Consider the following 24,324-nt stretch of genomic DNA (forward strand, 5'->3'; position numbering starts at 1 on the left):
GTGGGGTTCGGGTGGTGGGGGGTTTGGAGCGGTGGGGGTTGGCGGCGCGGGGTTCCTCATGCTTAACCGAGGTACGGGAACAGTGTTTCCGTACATATTCGCGACATGATCACCCCATTGGGCGACCCTCCAGGCCTCAGCGCTTGGAGTTCGGCTTCCAGACGACCAGGGCCGTCTCGTGCCGCACCGGCACCAGGTCACGGCGGTACGACGCGTGCACCGAGGCGGCGGCGTGTTCGGCCGCGGCCATGGCGGAGGCCAGTTGTTCGGTCAGTTCCTGCACCTTGGCGCGCAGCGCGCCGACCTCGTTCTCCAACTCGATGATCCGCTTGACGCCCGCGAGGTTGACGCCCTCCTCCTGCGACAGGCGTTGCACCTCGCGCAGCAGCACGATGTCGCGCATCGAGTACCGGCGCCCGCCGCCGGACGTGCGGCCCGGCGACACGAGGCCGAGCCGGTCGTACGCACGGAGGGTCTGCGCGTGCAGACCCGACAGCTGGGCCGCCACGGAGATGACGAAGAACGGGGTGTCCTCGTCGGTGCCGGGCGGGAACGGGAAGCTCACACCGACCTCTTCTCCAACAGGGCGTTGAGCTCTGCGCGCGGGTCGTGCTTCGCCGTGGCCGACGCGTAGTTCTCCAACGCCTCCCGGGCTTCGGCGTCCATGTTGTTCGGCACCGCGACGTTCAGCGTGATGAGCAGGTCGCCGACCTGGCCGTCACGCCGCGCGATGCCCTTGCCCTTGGCCCGCAGCACGCGACCACTGGCCGTGCCCGCGGGAACCTTCAACGTCACCTTGCCCTCGAGCGTCGGCACGGTCAACGTGGTGCCGAGCGCCAGCTCGGGGAAGGTCACCGGCACGGTCACGGTCAGGTCGTTGCCAGACCGGCCGAAGATGGGGTGCGGGTTGACGTGGACCAGCACGAACAGGTCGCCGGCGGGGCCGTTGTTGCGGCCCGGCTCGCCCTGCCCGGCCAGCCTGATCCGCTGGCCGTCGTCGACGCCCGGCGGGATGCGGATGGTCAACGTGCGGGTCTTGGTGCTCACGCCGTCGCCCGCGCACTCGGGGCACGGGTCGTCCACGATCCGCCCGGTGCCCCGGCAGTCGGCGCACGGCTCGGAGAACGCGAACGCGCCCTGGCTGCGGGTGACCAGGCCGGCGCCGGCGCAGTTCGTGCAGGTCCGCGGCGACGTGCCGGGACGTGCGCCGGAGCCCGCGCACGTGCCGCAGGTCGCCGGGCTGGACAGTCTCATGGGCACGGTCGCGCCCTTGACGGCCTCGGTGAAGTCGATCCGGACGTCGGTCTCGACGTCCTCGCCGCGTCGCGGCCTGGTCGCGGACGTCGAGGTGCCGCCGCGCCGGTTGAACAGGCCGCCGAGCAGGTCGCCGAGCCCGCCCATGCCACCGGGCTGCTGCGCGCCCTGGCGGCCGAACAGGTCGCCGACGTCGAACCCGCCGCTGCCGGTGCCGAACCCGCCGGGGAACCCGCCGCCTCCGGAGAAGAGGCGGCGGGCCTCGTCGTACTGCTTGCGCTTCGCGGTGTCCGACAGCACGCCGTACGCCTCGGACACCGCCTTGAACCGCGCCTCGGCCTTGGCGTCACCGGGGTTGGCGTCGGGGTGCAGTTCCCGCGCCAGCTTCCGGTACGCCTTCTTGATCTCGTCGGCCGAGGCGTCGGAGGTGACGCCCAGCTCGCGGTAGAAGTCCTTCTCGATCCAGTCGCGAGCGCTCAACGGACGCCGCCCCCTTTCTCAGTCCTGCTGCTGCTCTTCTGCCGGCTTCTCGACTGCCTCTTCGACCACGTCACCGTCGACCACGGGCTGCTCGGCGGCGGGCTCGTGGTCGGTCACGGCGACCAGCGCGGGCCGCAGCACGCGCTCGCCGAACCGGTAGCCGCGGCGCAGCACGGCGGTGACGGTCGGCCCGCTGACGTCCGGCGACGTGCCGTGCTGGACGGCCTCGTGGACGGACGGGTCGAACTCCTCGCCCTCGTGCCCGAACGGCTCGAGGCCGGTGCCGTGCAGCGCGCCGACCAGCTTGTCGGCCACCGCCTTGAACGCGCCGGTGAGGTCGCCGTGCGTGCCGGCCCGCTCGATGTCGTCGAGCACGCCGAGCAGCTCGCCGGCCACCTGCGCCTTGGCCGTGGTGATCACCAGTTCCCGGTCGCGCTCGACGCGCTTGCGGTAGTTGGCGTACTCCGCGGTGAGCCGCTGCAGGTCGGCGGTCCGCTCGTCCAGTTGCGCCTTCAGCTCGACGGACGGGTCGACGGCCACGGCCGGCGCCTCGTCCGCGGGCTCGGGAGCGGCGTGCTTGCCGCCGCCCTCCGTGCCCGCCTCGGGCACACCGGTCGAACCGGCCGCGTCGGCGTCCGGCGCGACCGGGGCGTCACCCTGCGACGCCTCGGCCTGCGCGTTCTCGTCGGTCTGCCGCACCTGACCCGTCTCCGGGTCGATGCGCCTGCGGTCGTGCACCACCACGTGGGGCTGTTCCTCGGGCTGCTGGGGCTGGGTCACTTCTTCTCGTCCTCGTCGACGATCTCCGCGTCCACGACGTCGTCGGCCTTCGGCGCGTCGCCGGCGGCGGCACCACCGGCGGCACCACCGGCGGCGCCCGCGGCGTCGGCCGTGGGTGCGGAGTTGGCGTACAGGGACTGGCCGATGGCCTGGGACTCCGTGGCCAGCTTCTCCACCGCGGCGCGCACCTTGGCGATGTCCTCGCCCTTGAGCGCCTCGGTGGTCTCGGCGAGGGCCGCGGTGACCTTCTCCTTGACGTCGGCCGGGAGCTTGTCCTCGTTCTCCTTGAGGACCTTCTCCGTCTGGTAGACCAGCGTCTCGGCCTGGTTGCGGACCTCGGCCTCGTCGCGGCGGCGCTTGTCCTCTTCGGCGTGCGCCTCGGCGTCCTTGATCATCTGCTCGATGTCGTCCTTCGGCAGCGCGGAGCCGCCGGTGATCGTCATCCGCTGCTCCTTGCCCGTGCCCATGTCCTTCGCGGACACGTGCACGATGCCGTTCGCGTCGATGTCGAAGGTGACCTCGATCTGCGGGACGCCGCGCGGCGCGGGCGGCAGGCCGGTCAGCTCGAACATGCCGAGCTTCTTGTTGTCCCGGGCGAACTCGCGCTCGCCCTGGAACACCTGGATCTGCACGGACGGCTGGTTGTCGTCGGCGGTGGTGAAGATCTCCGAGCGCTTGGTCGGGATCGTCGTGTTGCGCTCGATGAGCTTGGTCATCACGCCGCCCTTGGTCTCGATGCCCAGGGACAGCGGGGTGACGTCGAGCAGCAGGACGTCCTTGACCTCGCCCTTCAGCACACCGGCCTGGAGGGCGGCGCCGATCGCGACGACCTCGTCCGGGTTCACGCCCTTGTTCGGCTCACGGCCGCCGGTCAGCTCCTTGACCAGCTCGGCCACCGCGGGCATGCGGGTGGAACCACCCACGAGCACCACGTGGTCGATGTCGCCGACGCTGATGCCGGCGTCCTTGATCACGTTGTTGAACGGCGCACGGGTGCGCTCCAGCAGGTCGTTGGTGATGCGCTGGAACTCGGCCCGGGACAGCGTCTCGTCCATGAACAGCGGGTTCTTGTCCGCGTCCACCGTGATGTAGGGCAGGTTGATGGAGGCGTTGTTCGAGCTGGACAGCTCGATCTTCGCCTTCTCGGACGCCTCGCGGATCCGCTGCAACGCCATCTTGTCCTTGGTCAGGTCGATGCCGTTGGTCTGCTTGAACCGCTCGACCAGCCAGTCCATGATCCGCTGGTCCCAGTCGTCACCACCGAGGTGGTTGTCACCGGAGGTCGCCTTGACCTCGACGACGCCCTCGGCGAGCTCGAGCAGCGAGACGTCGAACGTGCCGCCACCGAGGTCGAAGACCAGGATGGTCTGCTCCTTGTCGCCCTTGTCGAGGCCGTAGGCCAGGGCGGCGGAGGTGGGCTCGTTGACGATGCGCAGCACGTTGAGGCCCGCGATCTGGCCGGCCTCCTTGGTGGCCTGGCGCTGGGCGTCCTCGAAGTAGGCGGGGACGGTGATCACCGCGTCGGTGATCTCCTCGCCCAGGTAGGCCTCGGCGTCGCGCTTGAGCTTCATCAGCACGCGCGCGCTGATCTCCTGCGGCGTGTACTTCTTGCCGTCGACGTCGTCGGTCCGCCAGTCCGTGCCGATGTGGCGCTTCACGGACCGGATCGTCCGGTCGACGTTGGTCACCGCCTGGTTCTTGGCGGGCTGACCGGTGAGCACCTCGCCGTTCTTGGCGAAGGCCACGATGGACGGTGTGGTGCGCGACCCCTCGGAGTTGGCGATCACCGTCGGCTCGCCACCCTCGAGAACCGCGACGACGGAGTTGGTCGTCCCCAGGTCGATGCCGACCGCTCGCGCCATTGGATTCCTCCTGGTAGTGCGTGTGTGAGAGCCCCGCGTTGAGCGGTACCGGCTCAAGTTTAGCCGGCGCCGATGGACTTGAGTCCACCCGGCTCAATCTTTCTGCCTGTCCAACGGACGGCGGTGTCGCGGTGTTCCCGACGAGGGGTGATCCGGGACACTCGTCCACATGGAGTCACCCGCCGACATGATGGCCGCCGTCACCGCGTCGATGCTCGCGCGCACCGGCCGCACGCTGGACGAATGGGTCGCGCTGGTCGAGGCGAGCCCGCTCGACCCGGTGGACCGGAAGGCCGTCCGGGCGTGGCTGCGGGACGTGCACGGGGTGAAGCAGAACTCGCAGTGGACGATCGCGGACGCGGCGGCGCGGCGGGCGGGGTGGGCCGAGCCGACGTTCGCCGAGCACGTCGAGTCGCAGTACACCGGGCGCAAGGCGGCGCTGCGACCGCTGTTCGACCGGATCGCGACGCTGGCGCTCGGGCTGGGCGAGGACGTGCGGGCCGAGGGGCGGGCCACCTACGTGCCGTTCGTGCGGGGGCGGCAGTTCGCGGCCGTGCAGGCGTTGGCGTCGCGGGTCGACCTGGGCCTGCGGTTCACCACCGCGCCCGACAGCGACCGGTTGACGCCTGGCGGCCCCGGCCAGGCGACGCACAAGGTGTCGCTGACCGGGGCCGACGAGGTGGACGGCGAGGTGGAGGCGTTGCTGGTGGCGGCGTACGAGCAGAACGCCTAGGCGGCGCGGACCGTCACGTCGCCGCTGCCGGCGCGCAGGTACAGCTCGGCGGCGCCGTTCGGGTCGTTCTTGACGTCGATCTTCTTGTCGCCGCTGCCGGCGTCCACGTCGATCTTGTAGGCGCCCTGCGGGACGGTGACGTCCAGGCTGCCGCTGCCCACGTCGGCGCGCAAGGAGCTGACGGTGGTCATGGCCACGTCCACGTCGCCGGAGTCGGCGTCGATGGTGACCGAGCCGCCCATGCCCGCCAGCCGGGTGCTGCCGGAGCCGACCCGGCCGACGAAGTCGCCGCCGACGGTGTTCGCGTCGAGGTCGCCCGAGTCGTTGTCGATGTTGACCGCGCCCGCGACCTCGCGGACCGTCGTGCGGCCGGAGCCGACCTCGACGTCGACGCTCGCCACGCGTTCGAGGAGGACGTCGCCGGAGTTGTTCCGGCCGGTGATCTTGACGTCCTTGGAGGGAACGGTCACCTCGTAGCTGACCGAGCACCCGCTGCCGCAGCCGTCGAGGACGAGCGTGGCGCCCTCCAGGCGGTGGGAGACGCCGCCGGGCTTGTCCGAGCCCTTCGGGTACTCGACGCGACGGCGGATCTCGGTCTCGGTCGCGCCGTCCTTGCTGCGGACGGTCACGTCACCCGAGCCGTTCTGGAGCCTCACCTCGGTCACCTGGTCGGACACCGAGTGCTTGTCGTCGAAGCCGTTCTGGACGAGCCGCACGCACGACGTGAGCGCCAGCGCCGCGGCCACCGCCACACCGACCGTCAACGCGATCCGCTTAACCACCGCTGCCCCCTCATCAGGCGTCAAGATGTCGAGATCCAAGTTAGGGGTACCGGGCCGACCGGCCCACCAGGAAGGCCCCCGACCCGATACGGGGGCTGTCCCTACCCCTCCGGTCAGCGAACCGTCAGCGCGGTGGTGTGTCCTGAGCGTTGAATTCACGCGTTCTGAACGTAGGACACGCGCGTTCTGAACGTAGGACACGCGCGTTCTGAACGTAGGACACGCGCGGGGTGAACGTAGGACTCTCGGAGGTCAGGCCAGGGATTCGACGACGGCGCGCAGGGCCGGGGCGGAGCGGGCCGGGTCGACCAGGAAGCGCTGCGAGGCGATGACGTGCGTGTCCGTCATCCGCTCCCACACCATGCCCTGCACCGGCACCTCGGTGATCACCAGCCGGAACGGCTTCACGTACCGCCCGAGCCTGCCCTCCACCCCGCGCACCACCTCGCCGATCGGCAACGCGCCCCGCGACGTCACGTACCGCTGGTCGTACTCGGCCGCGGCCGGGGCCAGCGCCAGCACCGCCGCCCGCAGCGCGGGCCGGATCTGCAACGACGCGCCGGCCGGGTCCGCGGGCGAGCCGCCCGCCAGCTCGGCCCTGGCGTGGTCGAGCACGTCGGCCCACCAGCCGAGCCATTCCTCCGCCGCGCCCGCGCGGTCGATCCCCGACGGCACCACGACCGGCACCGACGGGTCCAGCCCGGGCAGCTCGGGCACGGTCTCGACCGAGAGCGCGAGCGTGTCACGGACGAACAGCGCGGTGTTGACCGTCTGACTCGTCCCGTGCGACACCTGCCACGACTCACGACCGGCGAACCTCATGCCACCAGTGTCCCGCGTGAAGGTCATCCGCCAAGCATCAGAAGGGACACGACGGGCTCCAAATCCTCCGCCATTGGGGGGAAATCCGCGATCAACGCCTGGATCAGGAGCCCGTCGAGCCCCGCGAGGACCGCCCGGAGCGCCACCGGGTCGCGCGGACCGGCCACCTCCGCCATGAGCGAGATCCACCGCCGGGCCGCCGCGCGCAGCTCCGGCCGGCGGGCCGCCAGGAGGTACAGCTCGTACTCGGCGAGCGTGCGACCCCGGTGCGGGCCGGCGGCGTCGGCGATGAACCGCGCCACCGCCGCGGGCGTCAGGGACACCTGGCGGAAGCTCGCGGCCATCTCCTCGGCCGACCACGTGAGCGTGGCGATCAGCAACTCGTCCAGCGTCGCGTAGTAGTAGGTCGTCGACGTCGTCGGCACGCCCGCCTCACGCGCCACGGACCGGTGGCTCACCCCCGCCACGCCGTCCCGTTCGACGACCCGCAGCGTGGCCGCCAGGATCTCCCGCCGACGCCGGTCGCCGCGGACCCGCCTGCCGTCAGGCGGCGGCACCGCTGCCCACCTCGATGGCCACCACGCCGGCGATCACGAGCAGCAGCCCGACCACCATCGTGGCGTTCACCGGCTCCTTGAACACCAGCACGCCGATGCTCGCGACCGCCGCGATCCCGAAGGCGCACCAGATCGCGTACGCCACCCCGATCGGCATGCCCAGTTGCAGCACCTTGCTCAACGCGCCGAACGCCACCACGTACCCCACGATGACGACGATCGACGGGATCGGCTTGGTGAAGCCCTCGGACAGCTTGAGGAACACGGTGGCGGTGACCTCGCCGATGATCGCCACGGCCAGCGCCAGGTACACGAGCACGTCTCGCCCCCAAACAAGTTGAACAGTTGTTCCACTAGTCTACCGGCCCTATGCGATCGGCCACGTCCAAGTGGTTACCGGTGAGTAATCGGGCGTAGGCTGCCCAGCCAGGAGAACGGACGAGAAAGGCCGCCACCACAATGGGAGCCCTCCAGCTCACCCTCGGCGCCATCGGCGTCGCCGTCAGCGTGTTCGCCTGGGGTCTGTTCGTCGCCGGTGTGCTGCGGATGATCAAGATCATCCGCCTGGGCCAGCCGGACGCGACCCGCAACGGGCCGTTCGTGCCGCGCCTGCGCACGTTGGTCGTCGAGTTCGTCGCGCACACCAGGATGGCCAAGTTCCGCAAGGTCGCGCCGTGGCACTGGATGGTGATGTGGGGCTTCCTGATCGGCTCCGCGGTGCTGTTCGAGGCCTACGGCGAGATGTTCTACCCCGGCTTCCACTGGCCGATCATCGGCACGTGGTCGGTGTGGCTGCTGCTGGTGGAACTCCTCGGCATCGGCACCGTGGTCGGCGGCGTCGCGCTGGCGATCATCCGCCAGCTCAACCACCCGCGCCGCGCCGACCGGGTCTCCCGGTTCGCGGGCTCCGACTTCAAGGCCGCGTACTTCGTCGAAGCGGTCGTGATCATCGAGGGCCTCGGCATCCTCGGCGTGAAGGCGTTCAAGCAGGCCTCCGGCCTGGAGGACCCGCCGCTGTGGACGTCGTTCGTCACCGCGCCGCTGGCGCAGCTCCTGCCCGCGAGCCCCGACTGGGTCTCGATCATGGCGTTCACCAAGCTGCTGTCCGGCATGATCTGGCTGATCGTGGTGTCGAAGAACCTCACCATGGGCGTGGCGTGGCACCGGTTCAGCGCGTTCTTCAACATCTACTTCAAGCGCGAGGACGACGGCGGCGTCGCGCTCGGCGCGTTGAAGCCCATGATGAGCGGCGGCAAGGTCCTCGACCTGGAGGAAGCCGACCCCGACAAGGACGTGTTCGGCGTCGGCAAGGTCGAGGACTTCTCCTGGAAGGGCTGGCTGGACTTCAGCACCTGCACCGAGTGCGGTCGCTGCCAGTCCCAGTGCCCCGCCTGGAACACCGGCAAGCCGCTGTCGCCGAAGCTCGTGATCACGCAGCTGCGCGACCACGCGTTCGCCAAGGCGCCGTACCTGCTCGCCGGCGGCAGCAAGGACATGGCGGGCGACGAGGTCGGCCTGACCGAGGACAAGTACGAGGACTACAAGAAGCGCCTGGAGTCCATCGACGTGCTGGCGCTGGCCGAGTCCGAGCGCCCGCTGGTCGCCGGCGCGGAAGAGCTGGGCGTGATCGACCCCGAGGTGCTGTGGTCGTGCACCACGTGCGGCGCGTGCGTCGAGCAGTGCCCGGTGGACATCGAGCACGTCGACCACATCGTCGACATGCGCCGCTACCAGGTGCTGATCGAGTCGAACTTCCCGTCGGAGCTCGGCGGCATGTTCAAGAACCTGGAGAACAAGGGCAACCCGTGGGGCCAGAACGCCAAGGACCGCCTGGCGTGGGTCGACGGCCTCGACTTCGACGTGCCGGTGTTCGACGGCGAGCTGGGTGACGCCGAGTACCTGTTCTGGGTCGGCTGCGCGGGCGCGTTCGAGGACCGGGCGAAGAAGACCACGCGGGCGGTGGCCGAGCTGCTGCACACCGCGGGCGTCAAGTACACCGTGCTCGGGCCGGAGGAGACCTGCACCGGCGACCCGGCGCGGCGCGCGGGCAACGAGTTCCTGTTCCAGATGCTGGCGCAGCAGAACGTCGAGGTGCTCAACACCGTGTTCGACGGTCGCGGGCCGGGGCAGCGCAAGATCGTCGTGACGTGCGCGCACTGCTTCAACACGCTGGCCAACGAGTACCCACAGGTCGGCGGCCAGTTCGAGGTCGTGCACCACACGCAGCTGCTCAACCGGCTGGTGCGCGAGCGCAGGCTGGTGCCGGTGGCGGAGGTCGCGGAGGACGTCACCTACCACGACCCGTGCTACCTGGGCCGGCACAACAAGGTCTACGAGGCGCCGCGCGAGCTGGTCGGCGCGTCGGGGGCGACGTTGCGCGAGATGCCGCGCCACGAGGAGCGTTCCATGTGCTGCGGCGCCGGCGGCGCTCGCATGTGGATGGAGGAGCGGATCGGCAAGCGCATCAACCTCGACCGCGTGGACGAGGCGCTGGGCACCGCGCCGTCGAAGATCGCGACGGGCTGCCCGTTCTGCCGCGTGATGCTGACCGACGGCGTGACGGCCCGGCAGAACGAGGGCGCGGCGGGCTCGCACGTCGAGGTCGTGGACGTGGCGCAGCTGCTGCTGACGTCCGTGCGCCGCGGCCAGGCGCTGGAGCGCGGCGACATCCCGACGGACGAGACCCCGACCGGCACCCCGTTGCCGGACGAGGACAAGGCCTCGTCGAACTAGTCGGTTGTGGACGAACGCCCCTCGGTCCTGTTCGGACCGGGGGGCGTTGTCGTGATCGGGTCTGTACAGGTCAGTCGCGGTCGGTGACGCGGTCGTACACGAGGTTCAGGACCCAGCTCGTCAGGGCGACGATGATCGCGCCCCAGAACGCGGGCCAGAAGCCGGTGACGTCGAACGGCAGGCCCAGCTCGCCCGCCAGCCAGCCGGTGAGCCAGAACAGCAGCGCGTTGACCACCAGGCCGATCAACCCCAGCGTGACCAGGTAGAACAGGCAGCCGAAGAACTTCACCAGCGGCTTGACCACCGCGTTGACCAAGCCGAAGAGCAGCGCGACGCCGATCAGCGTGCCGATCTTCGCGGGCGTCGACGCGCCCGCCTCCAGGTCGATGCCCGGGATGAGCGTGGCGACCCAGACCGCCACCGCCGTCAGCAGTACGTGCACCAAAATGCCCATGCCGCAGGCTAACGGCAGCGGTCGTCCGAACGGGTCAGGCGCGGCGACGCCCGCGTGCCGCCAAGAAGGCCAACGCGCCTCCGCCGAGCAGCAGGCCGCCGATCGCCAACAGCGGCAACGGCGCCGCCCCCGTGCTCGCCAACCCGCTGCCGCCGTCGGCCACCCGAACCACGGCCGGAGCGGTGGTCGACGTCGTGGTCGTCGGCGCGGTCGGGGAGGTGGTCGACGTGGGCGGGGACGTGGTCTGCTCGCCGGTCGTGTACTTCAGCGGCACGACCGCGTGGTTGTCCTGGAAGTTCGTCTCCCGGTGCCCGAGCGCCGAGGCGTGCCGGATGAGCAGGTGGAACCGGTCGAACGCCGGGTCGTCCAGCCGGTACTCCAGCCGCACGTCCACGGTCTCGCCGACCGCCATCGGCCCGTTCAGCCTGAACTCCTGGCCGGGCGAGATCACGGTGACCCCGTCGCCCGCCCGGATGAACTCCGGCGTCGACCCGAACACCACCATCTCCGGGTTGTCCGGCGCCTCGCCCCGGTTGGTCACCGGCACGACCAGCGTGACGACGTCACCCAACCGGTAGGCGTCCTTCGCCGGCTCCAAGCGAGGCGTGCCGGCCACGAAGTCGGCGTCCAGGTGCGTGTAGCGGACGTCCACGCGGGTCGTCTCGCCCGCGCGCACCACGATCTTCTTCTGCCGGGTCGCCGGGTCGACGTCGTGCTCGGTCGCCGGCGCGGCCAGCTTCAGCTCGGGCACGGTGTCGGCCACGACCGACCCGTCCGAGCCGATCGGCACGTCGGTGAACTCGTACTCGCCCCGCACGCCGCGCGTCGCGGGCGCGATGTCCACGATGCCGTGGATCAGCCGCACCGTCGGCCCGCCCGGCACGTCCTGCTCGTGCGTCTGCCGCACGCCGTCGCGGTTGGCGTCGTTGAACGAGAACCCGCGCACGGTCCCGCCGCGCACGCCGAAGTCGACCGTGCCGCCGCCGTTCAGGGGGTTGACCGTCGCCGCGGTCGTCGCCTCGAAGATCCCGGCGTTGCGGTTGTAGATCGCGAGCGGCACGTCCGGCAGGCCCTCGGCCAGGTAGCGGCCGTTCGCGTCGGTGCCGTACTCGCCGATGAACGCCTTGGTGGCGGCGTTGTAGACCTCCACCGGCAGGCGGTTGACCAGCGGCGGCTCGCCCGGGTCGACCACGCCGTCGGCGTCGCGGTCGAACCACACCAGGCCCGCCAGCGTGACGGTGTCCTCCTGTGCCACCGCCGGCGGGCTCGCGAGCGCCGCCACGCCCACGGCCGCGAGAAGGGCCGCGACACGGCCAGTCAGGTTGCGCACCCGGAATTCCCCCCAAGAAAGACTGTCACCTCGACGTCGCCGGGCCGTCCATGATCGTTTCATGACGGCGGTCACAGCGGGCGGACCTCGGCGGTGCGGCCTAACGTCGGCGCATGGCAGCTGAGCGGTCCAAGCGGCCGAAGGGCGGCGAGAGCACGCTCACCGTCCTGCTCGCCCTGGCGGTGAACCTCGCCATCGCGGTGATGAAGGCGATCGCCGGGGTGATCACCGGGTCGGCGGCGATGATGGCGGAGGCGGCGCACTCGGTCGCCGACACGTTCACCGAGGCCCTGTTGCTGACGGCGTTGCGCCGGTCGGCCCGGCCCGCCGACCGCAGACACCCGTTCGGGTACGGCAAGGACCGGTACTTCTGGTCGCTGCTCGCCGCCGTGTCGATCTTCGTGTCCGGCGCGGTGTTCGCGTTCTACGAGGGGTTCCGGACCGTGTTCGGCGCGCCGGAGGAGCAGGGCAGCCCGGTCGTCGGGTACGTGGTGCTGGCCATCGCGTTCGCGTTGGAGTCGGTGTCGTGGACGCAGGCGGTGCGGCAGGTGCGGCGCGGGGCGCGGGCCGAGGAGCGGTCGGTGTTCGCGTTCCTGCGGGTGTCGGACGACCCGACGGTGAAGACGGTGTTCCTGGAGGACTCGGCCGCGCTGGTCGGGCTGGTGCTCGCGTTCGGCGGGCTGGGGCTGCACCACCTCACCGGGTCGTCGGTGTGGGACGGCGTGGCGTCGTTGGCGATCGGCGTGCTGCTCGCGTTCGCCGCGTACACGTTGGCGTCGACCAACCGGGGGCTGTTGATCGGCAGGCAGGCCGACCCCGTGCTGGTGCGGGCGGTGTGGTCGCGGCTGCGGGAGGCGCCGGAGGTCGAGCAGGTGGTGGACCTGCTGACGATGGCGGTCGGCACGGACCGCGTGCTGGTGTGCGCGCGGCTCGACTTCGACGACGCGTTGGGCGCGGCCGACCTGGAGCGGGCGTGCGTGCGGATCGACGCCGAGCTGCGTGCCGCGCACGACGAGCTGGACGAGGTGTTCCTGGAGCCCGTGCCGCGGACCGACCCGGAGCTGAGGTCGCGGGTGCTGGCCAGGTACGGGGACCTGAAGCTCTAGCGCTTGGTGTCGGTGCGGTGGAAGTTCAGGTAGGCGCGGGACGGCGTCGGACCGCGTTGCCCCTGGTAGCGGGAGCCTGCCTGGGCCGAGCCGTACGGGAACTCGGCCGCGCTGCTGAGCCGGAACAGGCACAGCTGGCCGATCTTCATGCCCGGCCACAGCGTGATGGGGAGGTTGGCGACGTTCGACAGCTCGAGCGTGATGTGGCCGGAGAAGCCGGGGTCGATGAAGCCCGCCGTCGAGTGCGTGAGCAGGCCGAGGCGGCCCAGCGACGACTTGCCCTCCAGCCGGCCCGCCAGGTCGTCGGGGAGGGTGACGAGCTCGTAGGTCGAGCCGAGCACGAACTCGCCGGGGTGCAGCACGAACGGCTCGTCGTCGGCCGGCTCGACCAGCGAGGTGAGGTCGTCCTGCTGCATCGCGGGGTCGATGTGCGTGTACCGGGTGTTGTTGAAGACGCGGAAGAACCGGTCCAGTCGGACGTCGATGCTGGACGGCTGCACCATGACGTCGTCGAACGGCTCCAGCACCAACCGGCCGGACTCGACCTCTTTCCGCAGATCGCGGTCACTGAGCAGCACAGGCACAGCCTAGGTGACAGCACTGGACCACCCCGCCACCGGCTGTGTGTATGATCGGTGCCGCGGCACGCGGGTGTAGTTCATTGGTAGAACGACAGCTTCCCAAGCTGTAGAGGCGGGTTCGATTCCCGTCACCCGCTCGTAGCGCGAAGGCCCAGGTCACGTTGACCTGGGCCTTCGTCGTGCTCCAGCCAGAGCGTCACCGTCCCTTGCGTCCGCCAGAGCCGTGAGGCCGGTCCGGCGCGCCGGGATTGTCGGAGGTCGCTGCTACGTTCCCCCGCGGGCCCGGGCAGGTCGGACGAGGGGGAGAACCGTGGCAGAGGTGGCACTGCGGCCGGTTGAGGATGGCGACCTGGACGGGTTGTTCGAGCAGATGCGGGACCCCGAGTCGGTGCGGATGGCGGCCTTCACCGCGAAGGACCCCGACGACCGCGCGGCGTTCGACGCCCACATGGCGAAGCTGAGGGCGTCTCCCGACATCACGCTGCGCGCGGTGACGCTCGGGGGGCGCCTCGTGGGCAGCATCTCCAGCTTCGTCATGGAGGGTGACACCGAGATCACCTTCTGGATCGACCGCTCGGCCTGGGGTCAGGGAGTCGCCGGGCGAGCGCTGGCCCTGTTCCTGGGCACGGTCGCGGTCCGGCCGCTGCACGCCCGCGCCGCCAGTGACAACCTCGGCTCGCTCGGGGTCCTGCGGAAGGTGGGCTTCACGATCACCGGCACCGAGGTCTCCTACGCGCCCGCCAGGAACGCCGAGATCGAGGAGACCGTCCTGCGTCTCGACTAGCGGAGGCGGGTGGTCCAGTCGTCCAGGTGAGCCAGGGACGTGCGCAGGTCGGCGAGCAGTTCGAGGGCGTGGGTGTGCGACGCCGCGCGTTCGGCCGGCGTCACGGGGCGGTGGCCCAGGGCTCGCCACACCATCCACGCCGCGCCGCCCAGGTAGACGCGCAGCAGGCCCGCGAACGACGTCGGGGACGCCGGGGGTCGGCGGCCGCCGGCGGTCTCGTAGGACGTGATCACCCGGTCGAACGCGGCACGGTCCTCACCCAGTCGGCTGAAGTAGATCGCCGCACGGGTCAGTTCCCACTCCGCGTAATCCGGGCCCGCGCTGTCCCAGTCCAGCAGCAACGGGCCGGTGGGGGTCTGCAGGACGTTGTCCGGCTTCACGTCGCGGTGCGTGTCGACCGGGGTGAAGTCGTGCGCGGCCGTGGCGATGGACCGGGCCTCGGCGACGTCCGGCAGGTAGGCGCGGACGGCGGAGGTGAAGTCGTTCGGCGCCTCGTCCAGCCACTCGCGCCACTCCTCGACCGGGTGCGGCGGCCCGTCCGGTGTCACGTCGACCGCCCGGTGGTGCAGTGCCGCCAGGGTGGTGCCGACCCACTCCGACACGTCCGTTGTCAACGGCCCGCCGTCGTGCCACTCGTGCACCAGGTAGCTGCCGACCTCGTCACCGACGCGCACGTCCGCCAGCAGCGGCGCGGCCGGTTCGAGCGGGTGCACCGGGCGCGGCATGGGGAAGCCGCGTTCGCAGGCGTCCAGCTGCACCCGCGCGGCCACCAGGTAGTCGCGCAGCCACCAGTCCTCCCGCGACCTGTTCAGGCGCTTGACCGCCCACGTGCCCCGTGACGTGCGCAGACGCCACACCAGGTGCGAACGCCCGCCCGCCACCGGCGTCCACGGCTCGACCACGTCACCGAGCCCGAACGCCGCCGCCACCGCCCTCTGCCACCGCACGCCTGCGCACCCCCCTCGAAGTCAGTTGTCCGACGAACGCCACACCTGCTCGTAACGCTCCTGGTCACGCGCCGTCCGCTCCTTGCGCACCGCCGCCGCCGCGCCCGCCGGGTAGCCGTACTTCGTCATCCGGTGGTCGGTGCTCTCGATCGCGTACGACACACCGAAGTACACGCCGACCACCAGCCCCAACGACCCGCACGCGATCGCCAGCGGCAACGGGGAGCCGAGGCCCAGCACCAGCGCCAGCGTGATCGCCACCGTCAGCGGCAGCACCTGCAGGAACATCCGCGCGGTGAACCAGGCCAGCCACGTCGGCTTGGTCGCCTGCCGGAACACCCACTCCCGGTGCCGCTGGGGCAGCCGGCCGCCGAGCAGGTACCAGACCCGCAGCGGCACGGACGGCTTCACGTCCGCTCCGTCGCGGCGATCACCCTGGTCAGCACGGCGTGCAGGTCGCGCAGCTCGTCCAGCGACATGCCGAGCCGCTCCACCACCGCGGGCGGGATCGCCAACGCGCGCTCGCGCAGCGCGACGCCCTCCCCGGTCAGCGTCACGGCGAGCTGCCGCTCGTCCGCCGCGGCCCGCGACCGCGTCACGTACCCGATCGCCTCCAGCCGCTTGAGCAGCGGCGACAGCGTCGCGGGCTCCAGCGCCAGCAACCGGCTCAGCTCCTTCACCGACAGCGGCGCGCGACCCCACAACGCCAGCATCACCAGGTACTGCGGGTGGGTCAGGCCCATGGGCTCCAACAGCGGCCGGTAGACGGCGACCACGTTCCGGGACGCGATGGACAGCGCGAAGCAGACCTGCCGTTCCAGGTCCAGCGGGTCCTCGACGTTTTGTGCACTAATCATTAGCACCCACACTATGCCCGGACGGCCGGTCAGCGCACCGCGACGGTCACCACACGGCTCACCCGGGCCGCCGCGCGGCGGTGATCAGGTGCGACGACGCGCCCAGCACGGACTCCTCCTGCTCGACCTGCCGCAGCACCCACATCAGGTAGTCCAACAACTCCGGGTCGGCGAAGGCGGCGTCGAGGTCGGCGTTGGACCGCACCCACGCGACGCCCTCCAGCGCGAACGTCCCGACGGCGTCCAGCCCGGCCTCCCGCGCCTCCTCGGCCGCCTCCCCGGGCCGGTGGAAGTACGCGGAGGTGAACCAGGGCGTGTCCGCCGGCGGCAGGTGCCGCCCGGTCTCGATCGCGTGCGTGACGACGCCCCGGTACCGCGGGTCCAGCGCGAAGTCCTTGCGCAGCCCGTCGAGCAGCGACGCGAACCGCCCGATCACGGCGCCGAGCACCACACCGCCGGGCCGCACCACGCGCCACGCCTCCCGCCACGCCCGCAGCCGGTCCTCCCGCTCCGCCAGGTGGTAGAGCGGCCCGAGCAGCAGCACCACGTCGAACGGCCCGTCCACCGGCAGGTCACGGGCGTCGCCGACGACGGCGGTCACCCCGGGCAGCGCGCCGGCCACCTCCACGTGCGACGGCATCGCGTCGACGACGACCACGTCGTGCCCGTCCTCCGCCAACCAGCCCGCGTGCACGCCGGTCGCACCGCCGACGTCCAGCACCCGACTGCGCTCGCCGACGAACCGCCGCACGACGTCCTGCGTCCGCAGGAACTCCAACCGCCCGTTCCCGCCGACGCGCAGCCGGTCCTCCTCGAAGCCCTGCGCGTAGAACTCCCTGATCTCCTGGTCCATCTTTCGACCGTATGAGCAGGGGCAATCGGTTTACCGGGCTTCCAGCTCCGCCCAGCCGCCACCGCGCGCCAGCACCAGGCGCACCTCGGCGAGGTGCTCGACCACACCCGCGAGGTCGCTGTGCAGCAACGCGGCCCGGTCCACGTCGACCGGCAGCCCGTCGTCCCGCCACAGCTCCACCGGCAGGCTCAGCACGAACACCACGGAGTCGACCAGCCGCAGCACCGCCGCCGCCTGGTCACCGGTGTACGCGCCGCGGATCCCGGCGCACTCCGCCAGCACCGCGCGCAGCCCGCCGACGGCCGCCGCCGGTGTGCCGTCCCACTCGTCCGACGGCCACAGCCGTCCGCTCAGCGCGAGCCACAGCCGCCACCCGGCGGCCGACTCGGCCTCGTCCCGCGGTCGCCACCCGTCCATCACCCCACTGTGCGGGCGCACCACGGCGCCCGCACAGCGGAGATGACCCATCACACAGGGCAACGCAGCCCACAGGGCAATTTCGCGCACGGTCAGGCGCGCGTGGGCACCTTCTCGTCGTCGCTGTCGGACTGCAGCGAGTCGACCAGCGCCGACCGCTCCGCCGACGGCTCCGGCTTGATGACCAGGCCGATCAGCAGGTACAGCACCAGCGACACCAGCAGCGGCCAGGACACGATCACCGCCTGGGTGACGAACTCGACCTTGTTCTGCTGCAGCACGTACAGCACGGCCCACGTGCCGAGACCGCCGATGACCGAGCTGGTCGCCGCGGTCGGGCCGACCTTCTTGAACCACGGCAGCATGCCCAGCATCAACGGGATCGCGATCGGGCCCATCGTGGCCGCCACCAAGGCGATCACGACCTTGAGCACGAACCCCTTGGTGTCCGCCGTCAACGCGATCGTCATGCTCAGCCCGATGAACGCGAACGTGGTGATCCGCGCCAGCTGCAGCTGCGCGGGCTCGCTGAGCCGCTTCACGCCCTTCCACAGCCTGGGCAGCATGTCCCGGGTGATGACCGCGGAGATCACGTTGGCGTCCGAGGACACCATCGCCATGGTGTGCGAGAAGAAGCCGGCCAGCACCAGGCCGATCATGCCCGCGGGCAGCATGAGCTTGCCCATCTCGACGTACGCCTGCTCGGCGTTGGCCTCCATGCCCGGCACGATCAGCGGCGCGGCCCACATCGGGAAGAACAGCACCAGCGGCCACACCAGCCACAGCACGCTGGACAGCAGCGCGGACCGCTTGGCCGCGGCGCCCGACGGCGCGGCCATGTAGCGCTGCGCCAGGTTCCACATGCCGCCGTTGTACTCCAGCGTCTTGATCAGGAACAGCGCCATGAAGAAGATCAGCGTGTAGTTGCCGGACAGCGGCTCGGAGTGCGACTCGGGCAGCTTGTCCCAGATCGTCCACATGAAGTCGATGCCGCCGAAGTGCGCGGCGACCGCGACGAACATCGCGATGCCCGCCGCGCCCTGGATGATGAATTGGCCGAAGTCGGTCAGCGCGTCGGCCCACAGGCCGCCCAGCACCGAGTAGACCATCGTGACGGCGCCGACGATCGTGATGCCCAGCCAGATCGGGACGCCCGCGAAACCCTGGAGCAGCAGCGACACCGCGACCCACTTGGCCGCGATGTCCACGACCTTCAGCGCCGCGCCCGCCCACGCCATGATCTGCTGGGTCGGCACGTTGTAGCGCCGGGCCAGGTACTCCAGCGGCGACTTGACGCCGTGCTTGGAGCGCAGCCGGTTCCACGTGCCCGCCCACAGGAACGCGCCGATGCCGACACCGACACCGATCGTCAGCGCCCACCAGATGTAGACGGTCAGGCCGAGGCGGTAGGCCTCGGCGGCGAAGGCCACGAACATGACCGCGCTGTAACCGGACATGTGGTGCGAGATGCCGGACAGCCACCAGGGCATCTTGCCGCCCGCGGTGAAGAAGTCGGCGATGTTCTTGATGCGCCCGCGTGACCAGTAGCCGATCGCCACCATCACGAAGAAGTACCCACCGACGACGACCCAGTCGAGGGTTTCCATGAGGCCTCCACAAGTGTTCGGCCCACGGGTGGCAGCGCGTGTTCGAGCGGCGGCGGTGCGCGGCGTCCCACATGGGTGTGTGACGTACGTCTTACGAGGCTGTTGCGCCCGGCGGAAGGCTGCGGACGGTCATTGAGTCACATTCGTGACTGTTGTTCACATACATGACCTGTTTTGAAGTGCGCTTCTACGGAAAGTAGTTCGGGAAAACCGCGTCATGGCTGGTCCCCGAGGTGGTCGCACCCGTATGCGAACCGGTGTCAACGTGCGTCCGCTCGTGCCAGGCGGGGATCGGCGCACCTCCGCCCCAGCCCACGGGCCGGGGGTCGCTCTCGTGGACCCCGTGCCCCTGTTCCGCGAAGGACTCGCCGCCGTGGTCCGGCGCACGCCCGCCATGCACTGGCTGGGCGCCACCGGGCAACTGCACACGGCCGTGCGGCTGCACGAACGGCTGCGACCCGACGTGCTGGTGGTGGACTCCGCCCTCGACCCTCAGGGCCACCTGGCCACGCTGCTGACGGGCAACGACCCGTCCCTGGTCGTGGTCGCCCTGGTGCGCGAGCCGCACCGGACGGCGAAGTTCGTGCGCTCGGCGCTGGGCTCGGGCGTGCGCGGGATGGTGCCGCGGGAAGGCGGTGTCAACGACGTGCTGCAGGCCATCGCCCGCACGCACACCGAGCGCACGTACCTGGACCCGACGCTCGCGCCCCTGGCCGCCGGTTTCACGCCGACCGCCGAGGCCGGGACGCGCCGGTCGCTGTCCCGCCGGGAGTACGAGGTGCTGCAGCTCATCGCGGACGGCATGGAGAACCAGGCCGTCGCGAACGAGCTGTACGTCTCGGTGGAGACCGTGCGCACCCACGTGAAGAACATCCTGCGCAAGCTCCGCGCCCGCGACCGGACGCACGCCGTGTCCCTCGCCTACCAGGCCGGGCTGCTGTCCAGCGGGGCCGTCCGCCTGGCCTGACGCCGGCGGCTCAGCCGGTGGCGACCTCGCCGTCGGGAGTCAGGCCGAACTCGCGCAGGCGCTTGGCCTCCGCGGTCCGGCCCTGCTCGACCAACAGCTCGTGCAGGGGGAGCCAGGCCCACTGGTCGCCTGCGCTGATCCGTGCGCGCAGCTCGCGGTCACGACCGTGCTCTCGGAGCAACGAGTTGAGCAACGAGGACAGGCCGCCGCCCCCGGCCTCGACCTTCGACCGGAGGTAGTCCAGCGCACGGTCGACCCGACCGCCCTCGACCAGCGCTTCCACGAGGTCACTGGAGATCGTGTAGGTGGCCGCAACCTCGGCGTACCGGATCGCCGCGTCCAGGTCGCCCTGCTCCAGCGCCTGCTCGGCCATGAACCCGGAGGCCCGCTCGTCGCCCTCGTCGGCCAACGCCCGCACCACCTCCCGGTCGGCCGGGTCGCCGGACAGGGCCGCCACGTCGACCGGGTGGCCGGCTTCGCCGAACCGCTTCGCCAGCGCGACCGCCTCGGCCCGCCTCCCCCTGCCGACCAACAACTTCGCGGCTTCATGGGCCGCGCTGCCCACGCCCTCCTCGGCCAGCGCCACCAGTTCGTCGAGGTCGCCGCGACGGGCGAGCAGGTCCGCCAAGACCCAGTCGACCTCGCGGTCGCCGAGGCCGGCGAACTCGTGGAGGACTTCCAGAGCTCCTCCGACATCGCCCTTCTCCTCCAATGCCTGGGCAAGGGCGCACGCGGCGTAGAAGTAGCCCTCGTCGGTCAGCTCGCGGAGCCGGTCGAGCCGGCCCTCCTGCTTGAGCAGTTCGGCGAAAGCACCGATCTCCTCGTCGGCGCCGCGCGCCAGGAGCACCTCGTGCGTCGTGATCGCCTTGTCCGCTTCCCCGGCTTCTTCGTACAGCTCGGCCAGCTTCCGCCAACACCACGGCTTTTCCGGGTCGAAGGTCTCCAGCAGCAGCTCGCTGGCGTACTCGGGATCGCCGTACTCGATGAGGTGACCGACGGCGTACTCGTTGCCCTCCGCCGCCAAGCGGGCCACCTCGTCGAAGTCCCAGGCGTCCACGAGCATCCGGTACAGGGCGGCGTCCGGTTGGTCGGAGGCGACGAGCCGGCCGATCACGTCGGCGGCCCCGACCCGGTCGCCGGTCGTGCGGTGCAGTTCCACCAGGCTGTGCATCGCCGAGAGCAGGCCGGTCCGCGCGGCCCGGTCGAGCAGGGTGCGGGCGAACCGGTGGAGATGCCGCTCCAAGGCCGCACTACCGAGCCTGGCCGCGTCGGCGTCGTCCATGACGTGCGACGCGCACGCGTCCCAGAACACCTCCGGCGGCGCGGTCCCGCGGCGCGTCCGGTCGGCGTGCTGCAAGAGGTAGTCGGCGACCCGGTAGCCGTCGACGACACCCATCGCCTCGCCCACGGCCACCAGCGGCGCGGTGGCGCCGAGCTGGCGCTTGGTCGCGTAGTCCAGCGCCCGCCGGAACCAGTCCGCGGGCGCGGAGGCGCGCTCCGCCGGCGTGCAGTAACCGGATGCCGCCACTTCGAGGAAGTCGGCGGTGAGGGGCGAGCGCACGCCCAGCCGGGTGGCGTCGAGGGCGGCCGTCATGACGGCTCGTGCGTACGGGTGGGCGCTCTCCCACCGGTGCACGAGTTGGGGAGCCGCGGCCAGCACCTGGGTCAGACCGAAGTCCCGGGACGCCAGGGCGACGCGCAGCCGTTCGTCCTGTGGCGCGGTGGCTTCCGCACGCGAGCGCTCGGCGGTGGTGAACGCCGCGCCGACGTGCACGACCTCCGCCAGCTTGAGCACGTCCCGCTCGTTCGCGTACCGGTCCTCCAAGGACTTGCCCTGCTCGGTGTAGGCGTCGTAGTAGTCGGGCCACAGCGTCGCGACGATGATCACCTGCCTGGTGAGCAGGCCCCGCACCACCGGCGCGCTCAGGCCGTGCTCGCCGTCGAGGTGGGACTGGAGCTCGTCCAGCCAGAGGACGACCCGGTCGAGGCCGTCCAGCCCGCGCGCCGCCGCCGGCTGGACCAACGACCGGTCGGGCACGACTTCCCGGACGGCCTCGAACAGCGACCGGGTCTTGCCCACCGACGATCCGCCGACCAGCAGCACGAACCCACCGCGCTCGGCCGCGTCCGCGATCAGCACGCGCAACCGGACGTCGACGTCGCGCGGCACGTAGTGGGGCATCGAGGTGTCGGAGCCGACACTGATCGGCCGGTGCACCCCCAGCCGCACCGGGTCTGCCTCGCGGACGGGGACCGGGGTGGGGCGGGGCACGGCCTCAGGCGGGGCGCCGAGCACGAAGTCTCCGTGGACGTGGCCGACCTGGATGGCGTGACCACCGACGACGGCGTTCTCCACCCGGTTGACGTCGGGCTTGGACGGCACCGGCCAACGATAGGGGAGACGCTGGTCAGGCGCGTCTGATTCGCCACAACCCGTTGGTCGGCCTTGCCGAGGTTACTGACAGGTAATACCCTGTTGTTACCGGTCAGTAGGGGGACCGCCCCGACCAGCATGGAGTGAGCGACGAGATGGGTCACTACAAGAGCAACGTCCGGGACCTCGAGTTCAACCTGTTCGAGGTCTTCAACGTGCAGGACCACCTCGGCACGGGGCCGTTCGAGCAGTCCGACGAGGACACCGCGCGCGGCGTGCTTGCCGAGCTCAACAACCTGGCGGTCGGCCCGCTGGCGGAGTCCTTCGCCGACGCCGACCGCAACCCGCCGGTCTTCGACCCGAAGACCCACTCGGCCACGCTGCCGGAATCGTTCAAGAAGTCGTACCAGGCACTGTGGGACGGCGAGTGGTTCCGCCTGTCGCTGCCGAACGAGCTGGGCGGCTTCGGCATCCCGCCGTCGGTCCAGTGGGCGGCCTCCGAGCTGATCCTGGGCGCCAACCCGGCCGTCTACATGTACCTGGCCGGCCCGAACTTCGCCTCGGTCGTCCACCAGAACGGCACCGAGCAGCAGAAGCGCTGGGCCGAGCTGATGATCGAGCGCGGCTGGGGCGCCACCATGGTGCTGACCGAGCCGGACGCCGGCTCCGACGTGGGCGCGGGCCGCACCAAGGCCACCCTCCAGGACGACGGCACCTGGCACATCGACGGCGTGAAGCGGTTCATCACCTCCGCCGACCAAGACATGACCGAGAACATCATGCACCTGGTGCTGGCCCGTCCCGAGGGCCCCGGCATCGAGGCGAGGCCAGGCACCAAGGGCCTGTCGCTGTTCCTCGTGCCGAAGTGGCACTTCGACCCGGAGACCGGTGAGTCGACCGGCGAGCGCAACGGCGCCTTCGTCACCAACGTCGAGCACAAGATGGGCCTCAAGGTCTCGACCACGTGCGAGCTGACGTTCGGCCAGCACGGCGTCCCGGCCAAGGGCTGGCTGCTCGGCGAGGTGCACGACGGCATCGCGCAGATGTTCCAGGTCATCGAGTACGCCCGGATGATGGTCGGCACGAAGGCCATCGGCACCCTGTCGACCGGCTACCTCAACGCCCTGGCCTACGCCAAGGAGCGGGTCCAGAGCGCCGACCTGACCCGGATGACGGACAAGACCGCGCCGCGCGTCACCATCACCCACCACCCCGACGTGCGCCGCAGCCTGATGCTGCAGAAGGCGTACGCCGAGGGCCTGCGCGCGGTCTACCTGTACACCGCGACGCAGCAGGACAAGATCGCCCTGGGCGGCCCGGACAAGGAGCTGGCGGAGAAGGTCAACGACCTGCTGCTGCCGATCGTCAAGGGCGTCGGCTCGGAGCGCGCGTACGAGCAGCTGGCGCAGTCGCTGCAGACGCTCGGCGGCTCGGGCTTCCTGCAGGAGTACCCGATCGAGCAGTACATCCGCGACTCGAAGATCGACTCGCTGTACGAGGGCACCACCGCGATCCAGTCGCTGGACTTCTTCTTCCGCAAGATCATCCGGGACAAGGGCCAGGCGCTGGGCTTCCTCAACGGCGAGATCCAGGGCTTCCTGGACAACGAGGGCGGCAACGGCAGGCTGAAGGAGGAGCGGGCGCTGCTCAAGCGGGCGCTCGAAGACCTCCAGGGCATGCTCGGCGCGATGGTCGGCTTCCTGACCAGCTCCCAGGAGGACGTCCGCAACCTGTACAAGGTCGGCCAGAACACCGTGCGGCTCCTGATGACGGCGGGCGACGTGCTCGTCGGCTGGCTGCTGCTGCGCCAGGCCGACGTGGCGCTGGCCAAGCTCGACGGTCAGGTCTCTGCCAAGGACAAGGCGTTCTACGAGGGCAAGGTCGCGGTGGCGTCGTTCTTCGCGAAGTCCGTGCTGCCGGAGCTCACCGCCCGCCGCAAGATCGCCGAGGCCACCGACAACGCCCTGATGGACGTGGACGAGGCCTCGTTCTGACCCGGGCGACCACCCGGAATTGTCAGACCCTTCTGGGAGAATAAATCAAG

The 24,324-nt window shown here is 70.7% G+C and carries 24 protein-coding genes and 1 tRNA gene; 7 read left to right on the forward strand and 18 right to left on the reverse strand.

All coding sequences use genetic code 11. The features are described 5' to 3' along the window. Positions 1-136 precede the first annotated feature (136 nt). From ADK67_RS00855 to dnaK, 4 genes are read right to left on the reverse strand one after another with little or no spacing between them, the layout of a single operon-like run. Positions 137-565: a heat shock protein transcriptional repressor HspR gene (locus tag ADK67_RS00855; RefSeq protein WP_053714390.1), complete on the reverse strand. Its 429-nt coding sequence runs from the start codon at positions 563-565 to the stop codon at positions 137-139. Next, positions 562-1,734 carry a molecular chaperone DnaJ gene (dnaJ, locus tag ADK67_RS00860; protein ID WP_053714391.1) on the reverse strand — a complete coding sequence of 391 codons (1,173 nt, stop codon included), beginning with the start codon at positions 1,732-1,734 and terminating at the stop codon, positions 562-564. Before dnaJ ends, ADK67_RS00855 begins: the two co-directional genes overlap by 4 nt. Positions 1,735-1,752: 18 nt before the next feature. Next, entirely contained in the window at positions 1,753-2,514 is a 762-nt protein-coding gene (grpE, locus tag ADK67_RS00865; protein ID WP_053714392.1) for a nucleotide exchange factor GrpE, read from the reverse strand. Next, positions 2,511-4,376, reverse strand: a complete 1,866-nt coding sequence (gene dnaK, locus ADK67_RS00870; protein WP_053714393.1) for a molecular chaperone DnaK — start codon at positions 4,374-4,376, stop codon at positions 2,511-2,513. Before dnaK ends, grpE begins: the two co-directional genes overlap by 4 nt. A gap of 169 nt (positions 4,377-4,545) precedes the next feature. Here dnaK and ADK67_RS00875 point away from each other — a divergent pair, with 169 nt between their 5' ends. Beyond that, complete coding sequence (locus ADK67_RS00875) at positions 4,546-5,109, forward strand: DUF5655 domain-containing protein (RefSeq protein WP_053714394.1); 564 nt, start codon at positions 4,546-4,548, stop codon at positions 5,107-5,109. Here the strand turns inward: ADK67_RS00875 and ADK67_RS00880 are convergent. From ADK67_RS00880 to ADK67_RS00895, 4 genes are all read right to left on the reverse strand, one after another. Then, complete coding sequence (locus ADK67_RS00880) at positions 5,106-5,891, reverse strand: DUF4097 family beta strand repeat-containing protein (protein WP_053714395.1); 786 nt, start codon at positions 5,889-5,891, stop codon at positions 5,106-5,108. The genes ADK67_RS00875 and ADK67_RS00880 overlap by 4 nt on opposite strands. Before the next feature lie 252 nt (positions 5,892-6,143). Continuing rightward, complete coding sequence (locus tag ADK67_RS00885; protein WP_053714396.1) at positions 6,144-6,713, reverse strand: hypothetical protein; 570 nt, start codon at positions 6,711-6,713, stop codon at positions 6,144-6,146. Between the two features lie 23 nt (positions 6,714-6,736). Further along, a complete protein-coding gene (locus tag ADK67_RS00890; protein WP_053714397.1) occupies positions 6,737-7,270 on the reverse strand; it encodes a TetR/AcrR family transcriptional regulator in 534 nt (177 codons plus the stop codon). Then, on the reverse strand, positions 7,257-7,589 hold the full coding sequence (locus tag ADK67_RS00895; RefSeq protein ID WP_053714398.1) for a DMT family transporter: 333 nt from the start codon (positions 7,587-7,589) through the stop codon (positions 7,257-7,259). The genes ADK67_RS00890 and ADK67_RS00895 overlap by 14 nt, the downstream gene beginning before the upstream one ends. 140 nt (positions 7,590-7,729) lie before the next feature. Between ADK67_RS00895 and ADK67_RS00900 the strand changes: the two genes are divergently transcribed. Then, complete coding sequence (locus ADK67_RS00900) at positions 7,730-10,003, forward strand: (Fe-S)-binding protein (protein WP_053714399.1); 2,274 nt, start codon at positions 7,730-7,732, stop codon at positions 10,001-10,003. A gap of 70 nt (positions 10,004-10,073) precedes the next feature. Here the strand turns inward: ADK67_RS00900 and ADK67_RS00905 are convergent, their stop codons facing one another. Then, entirely contained in the window at positions 10,074-10,457 is a 384-nt protein-coding gene (locus tag ADK67_RS00905; RefSeq protein ID WP_053714400.1) for a phage holin family protein, read from the reverse strand. A gap of 34 nt (positions 10,458-10,491) precedes the next feature. Further along, a complete protein-coding gene (locus tag ADK67_RS00910; RefSeq protein ID WP_053714401.1) occupies positions 10,492-11,787 on the reverse strand; it encodes a hypothetical protein in 1,296 nt (431 codons plus the stop codon). Between the two features lie 113 nt (positions 11,788-11,900). Between ADK67_RS00910 and ADK67_RS00915 the strand changes: the two genes are divergently transcribed. After that, on the forward strand, positions 11,901-12,893 hold the full coding sequence (locus tag ADK67_RS00915; RefSeq protein ID WP_053714402.1) for a cation diffusion facilitator family transporter: 993 nt from the start codon (positions 11,901-11,903) through the stop codon (positions 12,891-12,893). On the opposite strand, the gene dcd is transcribed toward ADK67_RS00915, so the two are convergent. Further along, positions 12,890-13,471, reverse strand: coding sequence for a dCTP deaminase (gene dcd / locus ADK67_RS00920; RefSeq protein ID WP_053714403.1), 582 nt, complete (start codon positions 13,469-13,471; stop codon positions 12,890-12,892). The genes ADK67_RS00915 and dcd overlap by 4 nt on opposite strands. Before the next feature lie 69 nt (positions 13,472-13,540). Here dcd and ADK67_RS00925 point away from each other — a divergent pair. Both ADK67_RS00925 and ADK67_RS00930 read left to right on the forward strand, forming a co-directional pair. Next, positions 13,541-13,611 (forward strand) — tRNA-Gly (locus ADK67_RS00925). A gap of 173 nt (positions 13,612-13,784) precedes the next feature. Further along, entirely contained in the window at positions 13,785-14,258 is a 474-nt protein-coding gene (locus ADK67_RS00930; protein WP_053714404.1) for a GNAT family N-acetyltransferase, read from the forward strand. Here the strand turns inward: ADK67_RS00930 and ADK67_RS00935 are convergent. From ADK67_RS00935 to ADK67_RS00960, 6 genes are all read right to left on the reverse strand, one after another. Next, positions 14,255-15,205 (reverse strand): phosphotransferase family protein, encoded by a 951-nt coding sequence (locus ADK67_RS00935; RefSeq protein ID WP_082403124.1) that lies wholly within the window; start codon positions 15,203-15,205, stop codon positions 14,255-14,257. The genes ADK67_RS00930 and ADK67_RS00935 overlap by 4 nt on opposite strands. 21 nt (positions 15,206-15,226) lie before the next feature. Continuing rightward, complete coding sequence (locus ADK67_RS00940; protein WP_053714406.1) at positions 15,227-15,616, reverse strand: DUF5313 family protein; 390 nt, start codon at positions 15,614-15,616, stop codon at positions 15,227-15,229. Next, the gene (locus ADK67_RS00945; RefSeq protein WP_053714407.1) at positions 15,613-16,062 is read right to left on the reverse strand and encodes a MarR family winged helix-turn-helix transcriptional regulator; all 450 of its coding nucleotides are present in this window, start codon (positions 16,060-16,062) and stop codon (positions 15,613-15,615) included. The genes ADK67_RS00940 and ADK67_RS00945 overlap by 4 nt, the downstream gene beginning before the upstream one ends. A 58-nt stretch (positions 16,063-16,120) precedes the next feature. Further along, entirely contained in the window at positions 16,121-16,915 is a 795-nt protein-coding gene (locus tag ADK67_RS00950; RefSeq protein WP_053714408.1) for a class I SAM-dependent methyltransferase, read from the reverse strand. 30 nt (positions 16,916-16,945) lie between these two features. Continuing rightward, a complete protein-coding gene (locus ADK67_RS00955; RefSeq protein ID WP_053714409.1) occupies positions 16,946-17,332 on the reverse strand; it encodes a hypothetical protein in 387 nt (128 codons plus the stop codon). A gap of 92 nt (positions 17,333-17,424) precedes the next feature. Further along, positions 17,425-18,939, reverse strand: coding sequence for a sodium:solute symporter family protein (locus ADK67_RS00960; RefSeq protein WP_053714410.1), 1,515 nt, complete (start codon positions 18,937-18,939; stop codon positions 17,425-17,427). 334 nt (positions 18,940-19,273) lie between these two features. Between ADK67_RS00960 and ADK67_RS00965 the strand changes: the two genes are divergently transcribed. Then, complete coding sequence (locus tag ADK67_RS00965; RefSeq protein WP_231647958.1) at positions 19,274-19,906, forward strand: response regulator transcription factor; 633 nt, start codon at positions 19,274-19,276, stop codon at positions 19,904-19,906. 10 nt (positions 19,907-19,916) lie between these two features. On the opposite strand, the gene ADK67_RS00970 is transcribed toward ADK67_RS00965, so the two are convergent. After that, positions 19,917-22,289 carry a tetratricopeptide repeat protein gene (locus ADK67_RS00970; RefSeq protein ID WP_053714412.1) on the reverse strand — a complete coding sequence of 791 codons (2,373 nt, stop codon included), beginning with the start codon at positions 22,287-22,289 and terminating at the stop codon, positions 19,917-19,919. 146 nt (positions 22,290-22,435) lie between these two features. On the opposite strand from ADK67_RS00970, the gene ADK67_RS00975 reads away from it, so the two are divergent. After that, on the forward strand, positions 22,436-24,274 hold the full coding sequence (locus tag ADK67_RS00975; protein WP_053714669.1) for an acyl-CoA dehydrogenase: 1,839 nt from the start codon (positions 22,436-22,438) through the stop codon (positions 24,272-24,274). Positions 24,275-24,324: the final 50 nt, after the last annotated feature.

This window comes from Saccharothrix sp. NRRL B-16348, assembly GCF_001280085.1.
Taxonomy (GTDB): domain Bacteria; phylum Actinomycetota; class Actinomycetes; order Mycobacteriales; family Pseudonocardiaceae; genus Actinosynnema.

Coding starts and splice junctions, on each gene's coding strand:
- dnaK (WP_053714393.1), bottom strand. CDS start 4,376: ATGGCGCGAGCGGTCGGCATCGACCTGGGGACGACCAACTCCGTCGTC.
- ADK67_RS00875 (WP_053714394.1), top strand. CDS start 4,546: ATGGAGTCACCCGCCGACATGATGGCCGCCGTCACCGCGTCGATGCTC.
- ADK67_RS00885 (WP_053714396.1), bottom strand. CDS start 6,713: ATGAGGTTCGCCGGTCGTGAGTCGTGGCAGGTGTCGCACGGGACGAGT.
- ADK67_RS00900 (WP_053714399.1), top strand. CDS start 7,730: ATGGGAGCCCTCCAGCTCACCCTCGGCGCCATCGGCGTCGCCGTCAGC.
- ADK67_RS00905 (WP_053714400.1), bottom strand. CDS start 10,457: ATGGGCATTTTGGTGCACGTACTGCTGACGGCGGTGGCGGTCTGGGTC.
- ADK67_RS00915 (WP_053714402.1), top strand. CDS start 11,901: ATGGCAGCTGAGCGGTCCAAGCGGCCGAAGGGCGGCGAGAGCACGCTC.
- ADK67_RS00945 (WP_053714407.1), bottom strand. CDS start 16,062: ATGATTAGTGCACAAAACGTCGAGGACCCGCTGGACCTGGAACGGCAG.
- ADK67_RS00950 (WP_053714408.1), bottom strand. CDS start 16,915: ATGGACCAGGAGATCAGGGAGTTCTACGCGCAGGGCTTCGAGGAGGAC.
- ADK67_RS00955 (WP_053714409.1), bottom strand. CDS start 17,332: ATGGACGGGTGGCGACCGCGGGACGAGGCCGAGTCGGCCGCCGGGTGG.
- ADK67_RS00960 (WP_053714410.1), bottom strand. CDS start 18,939: ATGGAAACCCTCGACTGGGTCGTCGTCGGTGGGTACTTCTTCGTGATG.
- ADK67_RS00975 (WP_053714669.1), top strand. CDS start 22,436: ATGGGTCACTACAAGAGCAACGTCCGGGACCTCGAGTTCAACCTGTTC.